This is a genomic window from Salinibacterium amurskyense, assembly GCF_002797685.1.
Taxonomy (GTDB): Bacteria; Actinomycetota; Actinomycetes; order Actinomycetales; family Microbacteriaceae; genus Rhodoglobus; species Rhodoglobus amurskyensis.
Genome location: NZ_PGFH01000001.1, coordinates 148,951 through 165,127, shown reverse-complemented (window position 1 = coordinate 165,127; position 16,177 = coordinate 148,951). Strand labels below are relative to the sequence as shown.

General features: G+C 60.1%; 15 protein-coding genes. 2 read left to right on the top strand and 13 right to left on the bottom strand.

The features are described 5' to 3' along the window. Window positions 1–35: 35 nt before the first annotated feature. The 4 genes from CLV85_RS00755 to CLV85_RS00740 all read right to left on the bottom strand — a co-directional run bounded on the left by CLV85_RS00755 (window position 36) and on the right by CLV85_RS00740 (window position 2,817). Window positions 36–1,061, bottom strand: coding sequence for a 6-phosphofructokinase (locus tag CLV85_RS00755; protein ID WP_100387716.1), 1,026 nt, complete (start codon window positions 1,059–1,061; stop codon window positions 36–38). Between the two features lie 67 nt (window positions 1,062–1,128). Further along, window positions 1,129–2,016 carry an oxygen-dependent tRNA uridine(34) hydroxylase TrhO gene (gene trhO, locus CLV85_RS00750; RefSeq protein ID WP_100387715.1) on the bottom strand — a complete coding sequence of 296 codons (888 nt, stop codon included), beginning with the start codon at window positions 2,014–2,016 and terminating at the stop codon, window positions 1,129–1,131. An 18-nt stretch (window positions 2,017–2,034) separates the two neighbouring features. Further along, a complete protein-coding gene (locus CLV85_RS00745; protein ID WP_100387714.1) occupies window positions 2,035–2,439 on the bottom strand; it encodes a hypothetical protein in 405 nt (134 codons plus the stop codon). 9 nt (window positions 2,440–2,448) lie between these two features. Beyond that, complete coding sequence (locus tag CLV85_RS00740; protein ID WP_100387713.1) at window positions 2,449–2,817, bottom strand: hypothetical protein; 369 nt, start codon at window positions 2,815–2,817, stop codon at window positions 2,449–2,451. Window positions 2,818–2,888: 71 nt separating this feature from the next. Here CLV85_RS00740 and CLV85_RS00735 point away from each other — a divergent pair, with 71 nt between their 5' ends. Beyond that, window positions 2,889–3,824 carry a DNA-3-methyladenine glycosylase family protein gene (locus tag CLV85_RS00735; RefSeq protein WP_100387712.1) on the top strand — a complete coding sequence of 312 codons (936 nt, stop codon included), beginning with the start codon at window positions 2,889–2,891 and terminating at the stop codon, window positions 3,822–3,824. Between the two features lie 34 nt (window positions 3,825–3,858). Here CLV85_RS00735 and CLV85_RS00730 read toward each other — a convergent pair whose 3' ends face one another. From CLV85_RS00730 to CLV85_RS00710, 5 genes are all read right to left on the bottom strand, one after another. Then, entirely contained in the window at window positions 3,859–4,431 is a 573-nt protein-coding gene (locus tag CLV85_RS00730) for a nucleotidyltransferase (protein WP_100387711.1), read from the bottom strand. Further along, window positions 4,428–5,027, bottom strand: a complete 600-nt coding sequence (locus CLV85_RS00725) for a helix-turn-helix domain-containing protein (protein ID WP_100387710.1) — start codon at window positions 5,025–5,027, stop codon at window positions 4,428–4,430. The genes CLV85_RS00730 and CLV85_RS00725 overlap by 4 nt, the downstream gene beginning before the upstream one ends. Window positions 5,028–5,118: 91 nt before the next feature. Beyond that, complete coding sequence (locus CLV85_RS00720) at window positions 5,119–6,534, bottom strand: ADP-ribosylglycohydrolase family protein (protein ID WP_100387709.1); 1,416 nt, start codon at window positions 6,532–6,534, stop codon at window positions 5,119–5,121. After that, a complete protein-coding gene (locus CLV85_RS00715) occupies window positions 6,531–7,418 on the bottom strand; it encodes a hypothetical protein (protein ID WP_100387708.1) in 888 nt (295 codons plus the stop codon). The genes CLV85_RS00720 and CLV85_RS00715 overlap by 4 nt, the downstream gene beginning before the upstream one ends. Continuing rightward, window positions 7,415–8,323, bottom strand: a complete 909-nt coding sequence (locus CLV85_RS00710; RefSeq protein ID WP_147433326.1) for an ARPP-1 family domain-containing protein — start codon at window positions 8,321–8,323, stop codon at window positions 7,415–7,417. The genes CLV85_RS00715 and CLV85_RS00710 overlap by 4 nt, the downstream gene beginning before the upstream one ends. 87 nt (window positions 8,324–8,410) lie before the next feature. Here CLV85_RS00710 and CLV85_RS00705 point away from each other — a divergent pair, with 87 nt between their 5' ends. Next, window positions 8,411–9,043: an NUDIX hydrolase gene (locus tag CLV85_RS00705; protein WP_100387706.1), complete on the top strand. Its 633-nt coding sequence runs from the start codon at window positions 8,411–8,413 to the stop codon at window positions 9,041–9,043. Window positions 9,044–9,117: 74 nt separating this feature from the next. On the opposite strand, the gene CLV85_RS00700 is transcribed toward CLV85_RS00705, so the two are convergent. The 4 genes from CLV85_RS00700 to CLV85_RS00685 all read right to left on the bottom strand — a co-directional run bounded on the left by CLV85_RS00700 (window position 9,118) and on the right by CLV85_RS00685 (window position 16,172). Next, entirely contained in the window at window positions 9,118–9,687 is a 570-nt protein-coding gene (locus CLV85_RS00700; RefSeq protein ID WP_100387705.1) for a hypothetical protein, read from the bottom strand. Window positions 9,688–9,881: 194 nt separating this feature from the next. Then, window positions 9,882–12,833, bottom strand: a complete 2,952-nt coding sequence (locus CLV85_RS00695; protein WP_100387704.1) for a type I restriction endonuclease subunit R — start codon at window positions 12,831–12,833, stop codon at window positions 9,882–9,884. Between the two features lie 16 nt (window positions 12,834–12,849). Further along, window positions 12,850–14,055 carry a restriction endonuclease subunit S domain-containing protein gene (locus tag CLV85_RS00690; protein WP_158592981.1) on the bottom strand — a complete coding sequence of 402 codons (1,206 nt, stop codon included), beginning with the start codon at window positions 14,053–14,055 and terminating at the stop codon, window positions 12,850–12,852. 167 nt (window positions 14,056–14,222) lie between these two features. Further along, entirely contained in the window at window positions 14,223–16,172 is a 1,950-nt protein-coding gene (locus CLV85_RS00685; protein WP_229820428.1) for a type I restriction-modification system subunit M, read from the bottom strand. Between the last annotated feature and the right edge of the window lie 5 nt (window positions 16,173–16,177).

Below are 16,177 nucleotides of genomic sequence, written 5' to 3'. Positions count from 1 at the left end.
CCGGTGCCCGCGTCACTCGCGCTGGATGAATAGTTTTAGCCGAAGAGGATGGCGGCCTCGTCGTAGCGCGACTGAGGCACCGTGTTGAGCTTGCCGAGGGCATCCTCGAACGCCACGTTGGTGATCTCAGTGCCCTGCAGCGACACCATGCGGCCCCAGCGTCCGTGGATGACGGCGTCGACCGCAGCTAGACCGTAGCGCGTTGCGAGCACGCGGTCGTAGGCGCTGGGGGTTCCACCGCGCTGGATGTGACCCAGAGTGGTCGAACGAGTCTCGAGGCCAGTGAGGGCTTCGATCTCGGGGGCGAGCTGGTCGCCGATGCCGCCGAGGCGGGGGCGACCGAAGGCGTCGAGTCCGCGCTCGGAGTGTGCGTCGTCCATGGTGTCGAGGGTGAAGCCTTCGGCAACAACAACGAGGGGAGCGCGGCCGCGGTCGCGAGCAGAATTCACCCACTCCACGATCTGCGCCATGCTCGTCTTCTGCTCGGGGATGAGGATGGCGTGTGCGCCGGCAGCCATACCCGAGTGGAGAGCGATCCAGCCGACGTGGCGACCCATAACCTCGGCGACCATGCAGCGGCCGTGCGAGTCACCCGTGGTGCGCAGGCGGTCCATAGCGTCGGTGGCGATCTGCGTGGCAGTGTCGAAGCCGAACGTGTAGTCGGTGGCGGAAAGGTCGTTGTCTACCGTCTTGGGAACGCCGACAATCTTGATTCCGGCATCCGTCAACCGCTTGGCAGCAGCGAGCGTGCCTTCGCCACCGATCGCGATGAGGGAGTCGACGCCGAGACGTTCCATGTTCTCGCGAACCGTGTCAGCACCGTTGGTGCCTTCGAAGGGGTTCGTGCGCGAGGTGCCCAGAATGGTGCCACCCTGCTTCGAGATGCCCTGGATGTCTTTGCGCTCGAGGGGCATGGCGTCGCCTTCGACAACACCGCGCCAACCGTCGCGGAATCCCACGAACTCTTTGTTGTATACCTGAGTGCCCTTGAGCACTACGCCACGGATAACCGCGTTCAACCCGGGGCAGTCGCCACCGCTGGTCAGGATTCCAATCTTCATGAACCCATCATGGCGCATTCATCTAGGCCTGAAAGCCACGAAAACCAGAAAATGTTAACTTCGTGCGTTATTTAACAGGGGAGAGGCTGGCGATCGGATGCTCGGAGCATGCCGTGGTGGAGGCGTGCTCGTCGCACACCACGAATTGCTGGCGGCACGCCTTGTTGTGACAATTCTCGATGCGCTTGGTAGCCGTGCCGCACTGGTAGCACTCGCCAATTGCTTGCGTATCGGCGGTGAAGTCGATGGCCATGCGCTTGTCGAAGACGTATAGCGAACCATTCCAGAGGCCAGAGTCGCCGTACTTTTCGCCGTAGCGAACGATGCCGCCATCGAGTTGGTAGACCTCGCCGAAGCCGCGGCTGCGCATGAGGGAGGAGAGCACCTCGCAACGGATGCCGCCCGTGCAGTACGTGACGACTGGTGTGTCTTTGAGGTGGTCGTACTTGCCGCTGTCGAGTTCGGCGACGAAGTCACGAGTGGTGTCGACATCCGGAACTATCGCATCGGTGAACTTGCCGATTGCCGCCTCGATGGGATTGCGGCCATCAAAGAAGGTCACGTCTTTGCGGGCAACGAGTTCGTGGAGTTCTTCGGGGCTGAGCTTGGTGCCGCCGCCAACCACGCCGTTTTCGTCGACCTGCAGCTCGCCGGGAGCTCCGAAGCTAACGATCTCGTCGCGCACCTTCACGCTGAGCTTCGGGAAGTCGTTGCCCTGACCCTCGCTCCACTTGAAGTCGATGTTCTTGAACGCCGGATACTCGCGCGTCTTGCGCACATAACGCTTCACATCTTTGAGCTCGCCACCGACGGTGCCATTCATGCCGTCTTTAGAGAGGATGATGCGACCGCCGAGCCCGAGGGACTCGCAGAGGTCACGCTGCCACAGCCGCACAGCCTCCGGATCGGCCAGCGGCGTGAACACGTAGAAGAGAAGGATCTTAGGGACAGCCACAGGGCAAGTTTACGGCTGTTAGCTGGGGGCAGACTCTTCGGCAGACTCTTCGGCTGCGGTGGCGGCGGCGACCTCGGACTGGAGGAAGAGCATCCACTCGTCGTAGATCTCGTCGGGGCGCAGGAAGACGCGGCCAATGGTTTGGGCAAGAGTGCGGCCCGATTCGGGGAGCAACCGGTGCCAGAGAATGCCGCGCACCAGTGTCGAGGCCAGCAAGAAGCTGAGGGCATAGGCGACGAGGGTGACCAGCGCCTGTTGGCCGGATGCTTCATCGGGCTGCAGAAAGAGCACGCCCATCGCGCCGGCGAAGCCGAGCAGAATCGCGCCGACGCGGGGGAGGCGTTGCGCGGCGGGCACATGCACCTTGGCATAGACGACCCCGATGAGGAGGCCGCCGACAATCGCGCCGACAAAGAGGAGCATGAGTGCAGTTTAGTCAGCGGCGGCGCTCTGGGCTTCTGAGCGTTCGCGGTCGTCGAGCATCGTGGCGTACTGCTTTGCTGTGAAGGAGTTGTCGTAGAGCTCGCGCACGAAAAACGCCCAGAACGACATTCCGGCTTCGGGAAAGCGGTTGGTCCAGCCCCAAGCGGCGTAGAGCGCCGACGACAGCCACAGGCAGCCGAAGAACACGAACGGCGCGATCCAGTTCGTGCGGTCGAAGCTGAAGATGAAGACCGCTGCGGCAGCGATGACAAGCACACTGCCAACGAGGGCGGGCCGACTGGAGCGCGGCTTGCGGGCATCCACTTGAAGCATCCCGGTATAAGCGCCGAGGAGGAGCATGGCGCTGTAGGTGGTCATCGCGAACCGCCGCCGGGAACCAGTTTCATGAGTGAAACTCTACGTCAGGGGTGGCGCGTAATCTAGGGCTCATGACCTTCGCGCTCGCCGTCGACGAGCCGGTGCGCATGCGTTTTGCGCCCGGGCGGCCCGTCGATGTTCGCGCGACGCTGCGACCGCTCAAGCGCGGTGTCGGTGACCCGACGATGCGAGTGGATGACGCGGGCATCTGGCGCACGATGCTCACCCCTGCTGGTCCCGCAACTTTGCGTCTCGTGCAGCACCAGTCGCATGTGGAGTGCACCGCGTGGGGCGCTGGAGCAGAGTGGGCGATCGACAGCGTTCCCGAGTTATTGGGAGAGGGCGACGACTGGAGCGACTTCGATATCTCGGCGCTTCCGTTCGCGGCTGAGGCCCAGCGGCAGAACCCAGGCCTGCGGCTCACCCGCACCAAGCTCGTGTTCGAAGCGCTCGTGATGGCGATTCTCGAGCAGAAAGTCACCGGGATTGAGGCGAAGCGGGGGTGGCGCATCCTCGTCACCAAGCATGGTTCGCCGGCGCCCGGGCCAGCTCCGGCCGGAATGCGCGTGGTGCCGACCCCGCAGGGCTGGGCGCGAATTCCGTCGTGGGAGTGGCACCGCGCGGGAGTCGGGCCGCAGCGCTCGGCGACCGTGATGCGGGCGACACAAGTGGCGGCATCCCTTGAGCGCACCGCCGACTGGGGGCGAGGCGGACCGCGCATCGAGGCCGCGCTGCGATCAGTCGTGGGCGTTGGCGTGTGGACGGCCGCCGAAACCATGCAGCGCTCCCACGCCGACCCCGACAGCCCCAGCGTCGGCGATTACCACCTGGCTGCCGTCGTCGGCTGGGCCCTGATTGGCGAACCCGTCGACGATGAGCGGATGCTCGAATTGCTCGAGCCCTGGCGCGGCCACCGTCAACGTGTCGTGCGGCTCATCACGGCATCCGGTTTTCGCAAGCCAGCCTTCGGGCCGCGGATGACGATTCAGGATCATCGCTCGCATTAGCGTTGCTCGGGAGATGCGCCCCGCAGCTATAAGTTCAACGCTGCGGTTCGGTTTCTCGCTTCACACGCGCCAATGCTTCTGCGGCCAATATCACTAGATCATCCCGGCCTGCGGTGAGCGATAACGACTCTTCGCCGAGTACGTCGTATGTCAGGTCGACAATCTGTTCAGGGAGTGAGAGGCCTAATGAGTGGATCAGCGCTGTGATGTCTGCATAGTCTTTGCGCGCATACCGTGCCATTTTCATGGCAAGAAGGGCGCGCTGCGAAGCAAGCCGAAGCTTGTGTCCGCGGAGTTCGACCTCCACGAAATGTCGCGGATCTGTTGTGTCAAACGTAATGAAAGGGCGGGCATTCTCGTTGACCCAGTCGGGAGCCAGGCCGTGCTCTTCAGCCATTTGTCTTCCGATGAGTTTGACGCGCTCGAACGGGAAGAAGAGGCCATCGACGTCGGGGGTGAGCTGGTCACGGCCCAAATGAATTGCCATCGCGGCGCCGCCGATAATGTAAGCATCAACCTTGAGGCCCTCTGCATCGGCGCGCTCGAGGAGCTCGCCGAGCAACTCCGTGATCTCGCTCGCGTTGAGTTGACGGTAGCCGCCGCTCACGCGATCGCCCAGTCTTCAGCCCGCGAGAGGATGTTCTTGTTGAGGAAAACCGGCGGTGTTCGCGCTCGCAACCACTGCCGAAACTCTGGACCGGGGTCGTCACCGGGTGAGGTCTCGTGCGGCAATGACGGTGCATCGAGCATCCACTGAGGTGGTGTTTGGCCTGCACGCTCGAGCCCGTACGCAAATGCGGTCGAGAGGAAGGTGTCCCAGAGCGGGATCCCGATCGGCTTCGAGGGTTTCGCTATGGCCCACTCGGGAACATTCTCACCGGCCTCACCGGCTCGAATCAGGCGCCCTACGCCCTCAGTGAGGTCTCGGATCGCTGACTCCGAGTCGGCTTTGCGCAGACTTCGCGCCATCGCCCGAGATACCGTCTCCGGCGAAAGCAATTGTGCGGTAGCTGTCGGCTGTGGGTTAATCGCCCAGCCAGTGGCAGCGAGCAGGCTTTGCATCGTCGCCCAGGTCGGGTCGATTTCTTCGTGCTCGATCCGGCTGATGGTCGACTGCGCGATACCGGCGCGACGAGCGAGAGCGGCCTGGCTGATCCCCGCGCGGGTGCGAGCGGTGCGGATCGTTTCGGCTGCGAGTGGCATCGGTTCTCCCTTCTCGAGTCACGAGTGCTGAAGTCCAGTGTACTCCAGCGGTTATGCGTATACGCATAGAATGTGAAATTTCGAGCGCTGCTTAGCTGCGCCCCGAGCGCGAGTTTGTGAGCGCAGGGGATTGGAGCGCTGCGCGAAACGCGCGATTGGGGCGAGCGTGCGGCAGTGCTGCCGAGACTTCTGACAGGGCGCGGTCGATCGGGATGTCGAGGTGCCGGGCCGCATAGAGTGCCGCGACCGTGGGCGTGCGGCTTTGCGCCTGCACGCAGTGCAGCAGGACCGTGTGGCCTTCGGCGCGGAGGGTGGCGACGGCATCCGCGGCATCCGCCAGAACGAAGTTGAGGTTCGGGTTCTCGGCGGGGTCGACCTTGTCGATCAGACGGATCTCGAGGCGCTCGCGGATGCGGGCCGGCACCTGTTTCGACCCGATGCGGCAGAGCGACACCACGGCATCCACCTCGGGCGGAAGATTATCGAGAGCCCCGACCGCGCCGAGCCACACGCCGGGGTCGTGCGGATGCTGCACGAGCGTCGAGATGTCGCCGTACCCGGCGTAGTCAATGCGTTCCTCCGTCGGCTTGCCCCGCAGCACCTCGGTGGAGAGACGAACGAGGTCGAGGCTGCGCAACCCGGGCCAGCCGTGCACGATGCGTTGCCAGGCGGCGGGAATCGCGGAGAGTCCCCACTGGGCGCCGACGAGGCCGCCCGCAATCGCGGCGACGGTGTCCGCATCACGACCGCCGCGCACCGCGCGTTCGAGAGTATCGACGAGACCCTCACCGTTGACGATCGCCGACCAGGCCGCTTGCAATGCCTCGACAACCCAGCCGTTCTTCGTGAAGTCGCGGGGCTGCTTCGTCTCGGCATCGTCAATGCGGTCGGACCAGAGTGCAGCGCGGTCGGGGTCCAGCGCCGAGAGCCCGACTCGAACATCCGCTTCGCCGGTGAGGATCGCGTGACGGATGGCGAGGCACCAGAGCACGCAGGCGTCGCCGGCATCCTCGTCAAAGTGGGTGAGATCGCTGATCGCACGAGCGGCTTCGGCCAGCCCGGCCGGGTCTTTGAGGTAGGCGAGGGCGACTGGCGCCGTGCGCATGAGCGAGCCATTGCCGCCGCTGCGGCCGCGGGCGTCGTGGATACGCTTGGCCGAGGCGCGAGCTGCGGATGCCGTGGGCTCGATACCGCGGAGCACCCCGCTGGTCTGCACGCCGACGTCCGGTGCCGTTGTCGCCCAGTCGACCCACGCAGCGACTATCTCGTCGAGAACCCCCTCGTCGCGCAGGTCAAGGCCGGATGCCGCAGCCCGCAGGATCGGGATGGCCATGGAGGTGTCATCCGTCCACTCGCCGGGAGCCCAGTTGAAGCCGTTGCCGCCCTTCATGAGCACCTCGCCCTCGAAGGGCGGGCCGAATTCGTAGCCGGCGCCGAGCGCATCGCCACAGGCCATCGCGAGCATGACGCCGCTGGCGCGGTCGTTCTGTGCAGAGGTGAATTTCATGAGTTCTCCGTTTCGTCCGTCGCGGGCTGCAGAAGCTGCCGCGCGTGGAAGTACTTGTTCGACAAGCGCACCTGGGTGTCGTAGTCGAGTTTGCGAAAGCGCCAATCGGCGAGGTTGTCGTTGATGTCCGCGAGCTTCACCGCGAGAGCAGCAGGGTTCTGGCGGATGCGGTCGTAGTAGTCGGCGTTAGCGACATCCGTCCGCCGGGTCATCAGCTCGACTGCCGTCACGATCTCGGGAAGCATCCCCGCCTTCAGAAGGTCGGAGGCGCTGATGTCGGTGTCTTCGATCACATCGTGCAGCCACGCGGTGCAATGCTCGACCGGCTCATTCAGCCAATCGAAGCTCTCGGCAACCCGCGCCGGATGATCGATGTAGTCGTAGCCGAGCTTGTCGAGCTGCCCGCGGTGGGCGATCGTCGCAATGCCGACCGCTATGCCGTGCTGCACCATCGCGTCGACCTCGGTCATGAGCATGTCGTCTTCCTCGTCTTCGTTGTCGGCGTCGCTGATGTGCGCCTCGAGTTCGTCAGCCTTTTTCGTGCGCCCCTGCTGATTGATGGGGTCGTCGAGATCGTGGCCAAAGTAGGCGTCAAGAAAGCTCCCGCCGCCCGGTTCTGTCTCGACAGCGCCAGGGCTGAGCTGCTGCACGTCCACGCGACTGGATTCCGCGAAGTGGGTGTCATCGTCATCGCGGTAGTACTCGAACCCTGAGAGGTAGATCTCCTTCCACGCATCCGTCTGCCACATGAAGTAGCGGCGCTCGCCGTTGAGGGTGATGCCGGTGAAGGTGCCGACGTGTAGAAAGCCGGTGTCGGTGAAGCGGGTGTAGAAACGTTGAGGCTCGATGGTGGGGCGTTCCGGGGTGGTGTTCAGTTCGTTCATGCGTTCTCCAATAGGGGGTGCGCGTCGTCAAACGCAGTCAGGTGGATGATGCTCGGTGTTGCTGCACTTGCGTTTGCTTGCACGATTCCGGATGCCCGCAGTCGGCCCTCTGGTGAACGTACCGCTCGGGCCAGCCCCGCGTCTGCTCCGTCTTCGAGGGTCACGGCCTGCAGGTGGCGAGCGAAAACACGAGCATCGTGGGCGGTGGTGCGACGGTGGGGAGCGAGCCGGGCGTCGAGGGCGGCAGCGTCGAGGATGCCCTGCCACCGTGTTCGCAGTCCGGTGGGGCTGCCGAAGAGTTCGGCACCGACCACGCGACCACCGATGCCGATGATTACGCCGCGCTGTCCATCGAGCAGGTGAGCGTCGATGGGGGCGGAGCGGTCGAGGTGGTCGAGCATTGACGAACTCGCGGTAGCGCCGAGGGTGTTCTCGTAGCGGCCGATGCGTCGCCACACTTCGCCCTGTTGATCGACGCCGCGCACGTTGCCGTGCCGCACGCTGAGTGCGCTGCGCCGACCGCTGGTTTCATGGGTGCTCTGCGTCTCCGTCGTGCGTCCGCCCCACCGCCCGTGCTCGACGCAGAGCGCTGCGACGACCCGCGCCTCGAACGGTTCAAGGAGGAGGCTGGCGGCGAGCATCCGATCCTGCCAACCGCCTTTGAGGAGATCGCCTTCGAGGGCGACGACCGGGCGAGCGGTGCTGTTGTGCAGTACGAGTTCGCCGACGACGGGGGAGCCTTCGCGTTCGGCGGTGCGGATGCTGGTGGCCTTCCAGTCGAGGCCGGTGACTCTGGGCGAGTCGACCCAGACGGGGAAGATGCTGAGGCTGCCGTGGTGGCTGCCGTGCCCCACGTGGAGTTGGGGGATTTGTCTGTTGGGGTGTCTGTTCGTGTGTCCGTTCATGGCGCCTCCGATAATTAGCGCATTGTTGCGCAAATTCAGAGTATGACACCCCACTGACATTTAGCGCGGATCTGCGATAATTGCGTCATGGAGACCTACCGCGACTCGCACAACCGAGCACTCACCGACTACCCTCGGCCGTCCGTCGCCGTCGACACCGCTGTACTGACCGTCCCGCCGGGCGCGGCTCTCAGCGTGCTGCTCGTGCGCACCGGCGACGAATGGCGCCTCCCCGGCACCTTCCTCCACGAGGGAGAGAGGCTCGCGGATGCCGTACTCCGTTCGCTGCAGACCAAGGCCGGCGTATCCGGGTTGTCACCCCGCCAACTCCACGTCTTCGACGACCCCGCCCGCGACAATCGCGGCTGGGTTCTCTCGGTCGCCCACCTGGACGCCGTGCCATGGTCGCGCCTCAGCATCGACGCCGACCTAGCGCGAGTGGTGCCGGTGACGGATGTCGGCGCCCTGCCTTACGGGCACAACGAGATCCTCGACCGCGCGGTGGCGACGCTGCGCTCGAGCTATGCGTCGGCGCCCGATCCGCTCCACCTCTTGGACGGCGCCTTCACCCTCCGCCAGCTCCAGGACCTGCACGAGGCTGTCGCTGGCGAGCCGCTGATGCGCGACAGCTTCCGTCGCGCGATGGAGCCGCAGCTGCGGACCACTGGCGAAGTTGCGGCGGGCACGGTGGGGAAGCCTGCGCGGTTGTTCGAGTTCTAGGTGCGGTGGGAGATGGAGGGCTGCGCTTGGGAAGCAGCTCGTCGGCAATCACGGCTTGCCCGCTCCAAGGCTGCTCAGACGTTGGTGCTCGAGTTTTCACCGGGCGGAGCGTATCGGTGGATGTCCCAACGGGGGGCCTCTCCAACGTAAAACAAGATGAACACAGCCTCGCGGTATCTGAATCTTGGGTCATCGTGAAATAGTTTCAATTTTTTCAGGTCGAAGCCCGCTGTTTTCCGTGTGCTGTGGCTGCGACCGTCTACTTTCATCTCGACGACGAGTTCGTTGTCGCTAGTTCCGCGCCTATGCACCACTAGGTCAGGGTTAACGTCAAAAGTATTCCCGTTTGAGGTGAGCCGTTTGGTCAAATACTGTTGACGGTCATCAGAATCATTTTCATTTCCAACGCGGTTATATTCGCAATCCACATCCCACGGCTTCGCCCCGTGTCGAAGTAAAACCTCTAGTTGAAAGGCAACTCGGTGGGCAATTGCCTGTTCGGATGCCCTAATCTTTAGCAGGCTATTAGCCTCATCACGCACGGCTTCGACTGCTCTAAGAAGGTCGGAGACGATCGACTCAGCAGTTGAGTCGAGCACCGCTGGCTCGAATCCCGTGTACTCGGGAAGATCTTCGATTATCATTTTGGCTCGAACGCTCCTGCCAATGCGAGAAAACCGCTCAGAACGATTGTTAGCAACAGGGCGCAGGTGAAAAGGATGAGAACGAGAGTTCCGCAACCAGCTCTTTTGACTTCAGCTTTCTCGTCCAATGAGTGTTCTCCGTTTCTGCTTCGAAGTGATTGAAAGACAACGGCGTTGAACCGAATCTATAGTCTCTACGCACTCTTCTTGTAGGTTGCCCGGAACACAGCGTCTTCAAACCACTTCTTGAAGTCCACGTTGTCGGAGTATTCCTTGAAGAGCTGCGTCTCATCCTTGACCAGGTCAAGCATTACTTTCCCGAGCGCATCGACCATCGCAACTTTCGCGTTGGCCTGGTCATTGTTCGCGATCGCTGTTTTATATATCGGGTCTTCGGCGACTTTGGCGGGTACTTCCTCTGTTACCCGACGTCGGATGCGTTCCTCGTCTTCCCAAGGCACATTCCCGAACAGGGCGTTGAAAGAGGCAACGATTTCGCTCAACTTTTCCATACCCGGATCGGTATGACCACCGGCGCCGGCGTCAGGAATTGGATCGATTTCAGCTTCGCCGTCTGCGAGTGCGATCTTCATCGCGGTTCGCTTCTCCACCCGGAAGGAATCGAGGTCGATGCTCTCAAGAATGCCCGCAGAGAGATCCTCGCCCTGGGGCGAGGGAAGCTTCGGGACCAAGAAGCCGAGGTAGATCGACAGTTTCTCCCACCACACGCTCGAATAGGGAAGTATCGCTGAAAGGAAGCCGTATGTTCGCACAAACGCTTTCGCGGAGCCTTTGAAACTAACCTGCTCGTCTTCGTCCATGCCCTCGGTGTACTCAGCGACTGGTGCGTCGAGCAGGGGGTGCAGCACGTTGATTGGCGCATCAGCCAAGTAGCGTTCGACGAATGTGTCGACGTGTTCTTGCGAGAACAAACCAGCCTTCATGATCTCGGCCGCAAGGTCATTGAGTTTGTTCGGATCTGTCTCGCCTGAGAGCACCGTGGTTTGGTAGTAGTCCTGAAATGACAGCTGAATTGTGTCAACATCGTTGGCAAAGTCGAGAACAGCACAGTCATTCTTTTTGGGGTGCGCCCGGTTGAGTCGGGAGAGTGTCTGGACAGCTTTTACGCTGGATAGAGTTTTGTCGACGTACATGGTGTGAAGCAGTGGTTCGTCGTATCCGGTTTGGAATTTGTCCGCACAGATCAGAATCCGGTAGGGCTCTTCCTGAATTTTTGCAGGGATGGAAGCACTCGGAAAGCCGTTGTACTGCGCTTCTGTAACCTTGTTGCCGGAACTATTGGTGAAGTCGGAGAAGGCGACGATCGCTTTGTATGGGCGCTTCGTTTCGGTGAGGTAGCTGCTGATTGCTTCGAAGTAGTCGATAGCGCGCTGGATCGAGCTCGTCACCACCATAGCTCGGGCTTGACCGCCAATCTTGCGAGGCTGGTACACCTGCGCCTGAAAGTGGTCGACCATGATCTCCGCTTTTTGGCGGATGGCAAACTTCTGACCTTCTACGTAGGCGCGTAGCTTTTTTGAGGCACGTTTGGCATCAAACTCGGGATCGTCTTCGATCGTCTTGATGAGTTTGTAATACGTGTCGATGGGGATGTAGTTGGCAAGAACATCGAGTATGAACTTTTCTTCGATTGCCTGCTTCATTGTGTAGCTATGGAACGGCCGATGTTTGACGACGCCGTCAGCGGTGTACGCCTGGCCGAATGTTTCGAGAGTTTTGTTCTTCGGTGTGGCTGTGAAGGCGAAATAGGATGCGTTGGGGAGCATCTTCTTTGATTCCATAAGGCGATTGAGCGCGTCTTCTGTATCTTCTACGCCTTCATCGAGCCCGTCCTTAGATAGGGCTTGCGCAAGTGCGGCGGAGATTTTGCCGCCCTGACTGGAGTGCGCTTCGTCGATGATGATCGCGAAGTTTTTGTATCGCTGCGCTCCGCCAAGGTCTTGCACGATGTAGGGAAATTTCTGAACCGTAGTGATGATGATTTTTTTGCCGGCTTCGATCGCTTCGCGCAGATCTTTGGAAGTGTTGGCGTGCTGCACGGTTGAGCCCACTTGGGTGAAGCCTTTGATGGTGTCGCGAATCTGGCTGTCGAGGATGACCCGATCAGTGACCACAATGACCGAGTCGAAAGCCCGTGCCCCACTGTGTTCTGCCCCGGTCAGTTGGTGTGCAAGCCAAGCAATGGAGTTTGACTTTCCGGAGCCGGCCGAGTGTTGGATCAGGTAGCGGGTTCCAGAGCCTCGCTCGCTGACATCCGCCAGCAACTTTCTCACTACGTCGAGTTGGTGGTAGCGGGGGAAGATCATTGATGCGGTCTTCTTGCCCGTTTTGGAGTCTTTGGTGCGAACGATGCTCGCGTAGTTTTCGATGATGTTGGCGAGACTGCGAGGTTCAAGTACCTGTTGCCAGAGGTAGTCGGTCATGACTCCGTGTGGGTTAACCGGGTTTCCGGCACCGCCGTTGTTGCCTTGGTCGAAGGGAAGAAACCACGACGAGGTTCCGGCTAGTTGTGTGCAGAACCGCACATGGTGGTCGTCGACAGCGAAGTGCACCATGCATCGTCCGAACGCGAAGATAGGTTCGCGTGGATCGCGATCAGTCTTGTACTGCTTGACTGCGTCTTCGACGGTTTGTGTGGTGATCTGGTTCTTTAGCTCGAAGGTTGCAATGGGCAATCCATTGACGAACGCGACGAGGTCGAGCGACTTGCCCGTATCGCTGGTGCTGTAGTGGACTTGGCGGGTAATTGTGAGCCGATTGGTTGCGAACTGTTCGGCAGCTTTGGCATTCTGCGCTACAGGTGTCGGGTAGTAAAGGTCAATGTGGTGCTGGCCGTGTGTGATTCCGTCTCGCACGCAGGCAATGATTCCGTGTTTGGTTATTTCGCCTTGCAGCCGTGCCAGGAACTTGTGGGTGGTGGGCGAGTCCCCGTCGAGGTCGAGGGTGTCGATCAGGGCCGGCTGGGTCTCTCTGACGAATTCACGAAATGTAGGGAGGTCTAAGCAGTAAGCAGCGTTGAAGCTTTTGGGATCGCCTTCGATCCACCCGGAGCTACCATCGTTCTCGACCATCTGGTCGACGATTAGCTCCTCGAGACTTGCCTCATTCAGGTTTGCTGGTGGCATCGGTCGCTCCTTTGTTTCAATCGCCGGGCTCTTCGAGCTCGGGCTCCGGATCGATCAGTTCGTCGCCTGTACCAAGCGGGACGTCGTCGTTCAGTTCGAACAGAGTCGCTGCGATCTCGCGAACATCGACCTGTCCTGTCACAACATCAGAAGTGAGCCGGGTGCGGAATTCGCGCAGGAGTTCGATCTCTCGTGCGATTTTAGCGACAGCGTTATCAGACTCGGTCGACTTTCCGCGCAGATATTCTACAATCTGAATCTGCTCAGAGAGCGGGGGCAACGGCATGTACAGCGCTAGAAATCGCTCGTCTGTTAGCTGAAGGCGAGATTTCCAAACTCCACGCGATTGAACAAATAATTCCTTATGGAATGGTCTCGACCGCACCACCTCATGCAAGTAGGCCGGAACCAATCCGGTTCCGACTCGAGAACGATAGACCCCGTAGGCAGCGCTCACGAGACCGTGATGCCGAGACACCCCCAACCCGCGGCCCCAAGCCCAAAGGCTGTTGATTACCAAGTCGTCGGGCCAGCACAACTTGTGTCCTACATACGTCGCGGCCTCGAACATCGTGACTGACGCATCGGCGCGCGGGACGATTCCCTTGGCTGATGACACTGTAAGCCGTTGTTCATCACCAGCTATGGACCGTTTATTTATCGGCCGGAGCAGATATTTGATTCGCCGGATTTTCCAATGCGTGGGGACCTCGCCGAGCCATGCGACTTCGGAATCCTTAAACTGTGTAGACGCTGCAAGCCCGCGGGTCACCGCTTGGTCGATAATGACCTGCTTTCGCTCTTCGATTAGCGCTATGAGCTTGCGCTTGGCGTTGATCGCCTTGTCGACGCGCGCTTGTGCGTGTGCGAGGTACTTTACGATCGCGGCTTGCTCGGCGGCCGGTGGAAGAGCCACGAGTTCGCGAGCCAACCGCGGATATTCAATGTTCTGACCTTCACGAATTCCGGTGACCGTCAACGTCAACGCATCAATGAACTGCCGAGACTTGAAGAGCAACGCCAAGTATTCGCGATTTCCAGCATTTTGCGTTTGAAGAACTGTGTAGGCCGGGCTGATAATCCCGCGAGCGTGCGAACGTTCAATTCCCCCCTGAAACGATCGAAGACTGATAACGAAGTCATTGACATCCACAAGCTTTAGAGTTTCGAGTGACTTCTGCGCTTCGACCGTTCGCGTCTCGAATTCGGTCTTCAGAATCACTCCTCGCGCTTGCGTTGCCGCGAGGAGTGGCTCATCAGGAAAGCCTTTAACGTTCTTCTCGTACACCACTGTTTTCAGACGCTGCGTTCGCCAATGACTAGGAATAGTCGGCATCCACGTGATTCCGGAGGGCTTGTAGCCCTTGTGGCTCCTTAGATCTCTAAACATCAGCCGACAATTTCGCTCAGGAGGTTGTCAGTTTCTGCCTCCAGGTCACGGATGTCGGAGCGGATCTCGTCGAGGGAGCGCATCGACGTTGGCTTATAGAAGTGACGGGTAAAGCTCACCTCATAACCAGTCTTGGTTTTTGACTTGTCGACCCAGGCATCCGGGGTGTGGGGGAGCACCTCGCGCCGAATAAATGCCTCAATACCGCTCCCGTAGTCGCCCGCAGATTCGGTGAGAGGAATCTGTTCGGAATCGCTAAGATCGGTGTCGCGTTCGTACTCGACAACCCGGACTCTCCCGTCGACTAGTGTCTCAAAGAGCCCGTGTAACGGGTCGGCTGTCGTGCCGGGCTTGTGCACCTTCTTAATAATCGCCGGTGCGTCGTCGGCGCGTGCGCTGCTCTCCTTCAGCGCTCTAATTTCGGCAGCTTTGTATACCCGCCCCGTTTCCGCGCCGGCCAAACGTAGCGGCCGCTCAATCGCCACCTTGTAGTAGCCGAAGTCCGCATTGTTGAAGGTCTTCGACACTTCCGGATCCGCTTCGTCGAAAGAATGGAAAGCTTTCATGATCGTTTCGATGTTGTCATCGGAAAGCTCGCAGTTCTTGCTCCCCAGATTCTTCCGCAGCGGCGTAAACCACTTGGTCGCATCGACGAGCTGGACCTTGCCCTTGCGACGCTCCTGCTTGCGGTTGCTCAACACCCACACATACGTAGCGATCCCCGTGTTATAGAACAGACTCAGCGGCAAGGCGACGATCGCTTCGAGCAAGTCATTCTCGATTACATAGCGGCGGATGTTGGACTCGCCCTGCCCGGCATCCCCAGTGAAGAGGGACGAACCGTTGTGAATCTCTGCAATGCGGCTGCCTGCTACGGTGCTGTTCTTCATCTTGGCGATCAGGTTCGCCAGAAACAGCATCTGCCCGTCACTGGATCGCGTCACGAGGCTGAATTCAGAGTCGCCCGCATGGTTAACGACGAAGCGCGGGTCGGTGATGTTCTTCCCACCACCCATACGTTCCTGGTCGGTCTTCCACGATTTGCCGTAGGGTGGATTCGAGAGCATGAAGTCGAACTCCATGTTCGAAAACGCGTCGTTCGAAAGCGTCGAAAACTCTGGCCCACCTTTAATGTTGTCAGCTGCACGACCGTCACCCTTCAGAATAAGGTCAGCCTTGGCAATCGCAAAAGTCTCGGCGTTGATCTCTTGTCCGTACAGATGCGTAGATATCTTCTTATCTTTAGTGAGCTCGGTGAGCGTGTCTTCGGCTACGGTCAGCATCCCACCAGTACCCATAGCACCGTCGTACAGGAGATAGGTGCCATCGGGGATGCTGTCGGCAATCGGCTCGAACATTAGGCGGGTCATGAGCTTCACCACATCGCGAGGCGTCCAGTGCTCTCCAGCCTCTTCGTTATTCTCCTCATTGAAACGACGAACTAGTTCCTCGAAAACGCTGCCCATGCCATGGTTGTCTAGGCTCGACGGAGACAAATCAAGAGTGGGGTCAAGGAACTTCTCAATTAACGTCCCGAGCGCATCAGCCTTTGTAAGACGCGGAAGCTGGTTGCGGAACTCAAAATTCTCAAGGATCTCCTGCACATTCGGCGAGAACCCATCGAGATACGCCTCAAAGTTCTGGCGCAACTGCATCTGTGAGTTGGCAGACCGTAGATCCTTCATCAAGAACAGACTGGTGTTGTAGAAATCCTGGCCCGCAGCCTGGCGCAAAGCGGCATCTTGGTTCAGGATTCCCGCAGCATCCAAACTCTCTTTTCGGCTTAGAACCTCTTGCTTTGTCGTCCCCAGAACACTGTCGAGGCGGCGGAGCACAGTCATCGGAAGAATGACGTCCCGGTACTTACCGCGAACATAAAGGTCACGCAATACGTCATCAGCGATGTTCCAGATCAATTGCGCTAAGCGTTGGTTTGTGGTGCTGTTCACTTCTT

Bases quoted from the DNA above. Each gene is read 5' to 3' on its own strand.
- CLV85_RS00755 (WP_100387716.1), bottom strand. From the start codon at position 1,061: ATGAAGATTGGAATCCTGACCAGCGGTGGCGACTGCCCCGGGTTGAAC.
- CLV85_RS00745 (WP_100387714.1), bottom strand. From the start codon at position 2,439: ATGCTCCTCTTTGTCGGCGCGATTGTCGGCGGCCTCCTCATCGGGGTC.
- CLV85_RS00740 (WP_100387713.1), bottom strand. From the start codon at position 2,817: ATGACCACCTACAGCGCCATGCTCCTCCTCGGCGCTTATACCGGGATG.
- CLV85_RS00735 (WP_100387712.1), top strand. From the start codon at position 2,889: ATGACCTTCGCGCTCGCCGTCGACGAGCCGGTGCGCATGCGTTTTGCG.
- CLV85_RS00725 (WP_100387710.1), bottom strand. From the start codon at position 5,027: ATGCCACTCGCAGCCGAAACGATCCGCACCGCTCGCACCCGCGCGGGG.
- CLV85_RS00720 (WP_100387709.1), bottom strand. From the start codon at position 6,534: ATGAAATTCACCTCTGCACAGAACGACCGCGCCAGCGGCGTCATGCTC.
- CLV85_RS00715 (WP_100387708.1), bottom strand. From the start codon at position 7,418: ATGAACGAACTGAACACCACCCCGGAACGCCCCACCATCGAGCCTCAA.
- CLV85_RS00710 (WP_147433326.1), bottom strand. From the start codon at position 8,323: ATGAACGGACACACGAACAGACACCCCAACAGACAAATCCCCCAACTC.
- CLV85_RS00705 (WP_100387706.1), top strand. From the start codon at position 8,411: ATGGAGACCTACCGCGACTCGCACAACCGAGCACTCACCGACTACCCT.
- CLV85_RS00700 (WP_100387705.1), bottom strand. From the start codon at position 9,687: ATGATAATCGAAGATCTTCCCGAGTACACGGGATTCGAGCCAGCGGTG.
- CLV85_RS00695 (WP_100387704.1), bottom strand. From the start codon at position 12,833: ATGCCACCAGCAAACCTGAATGAGGCAAGTCTCGAGGAGCTAATCGTC.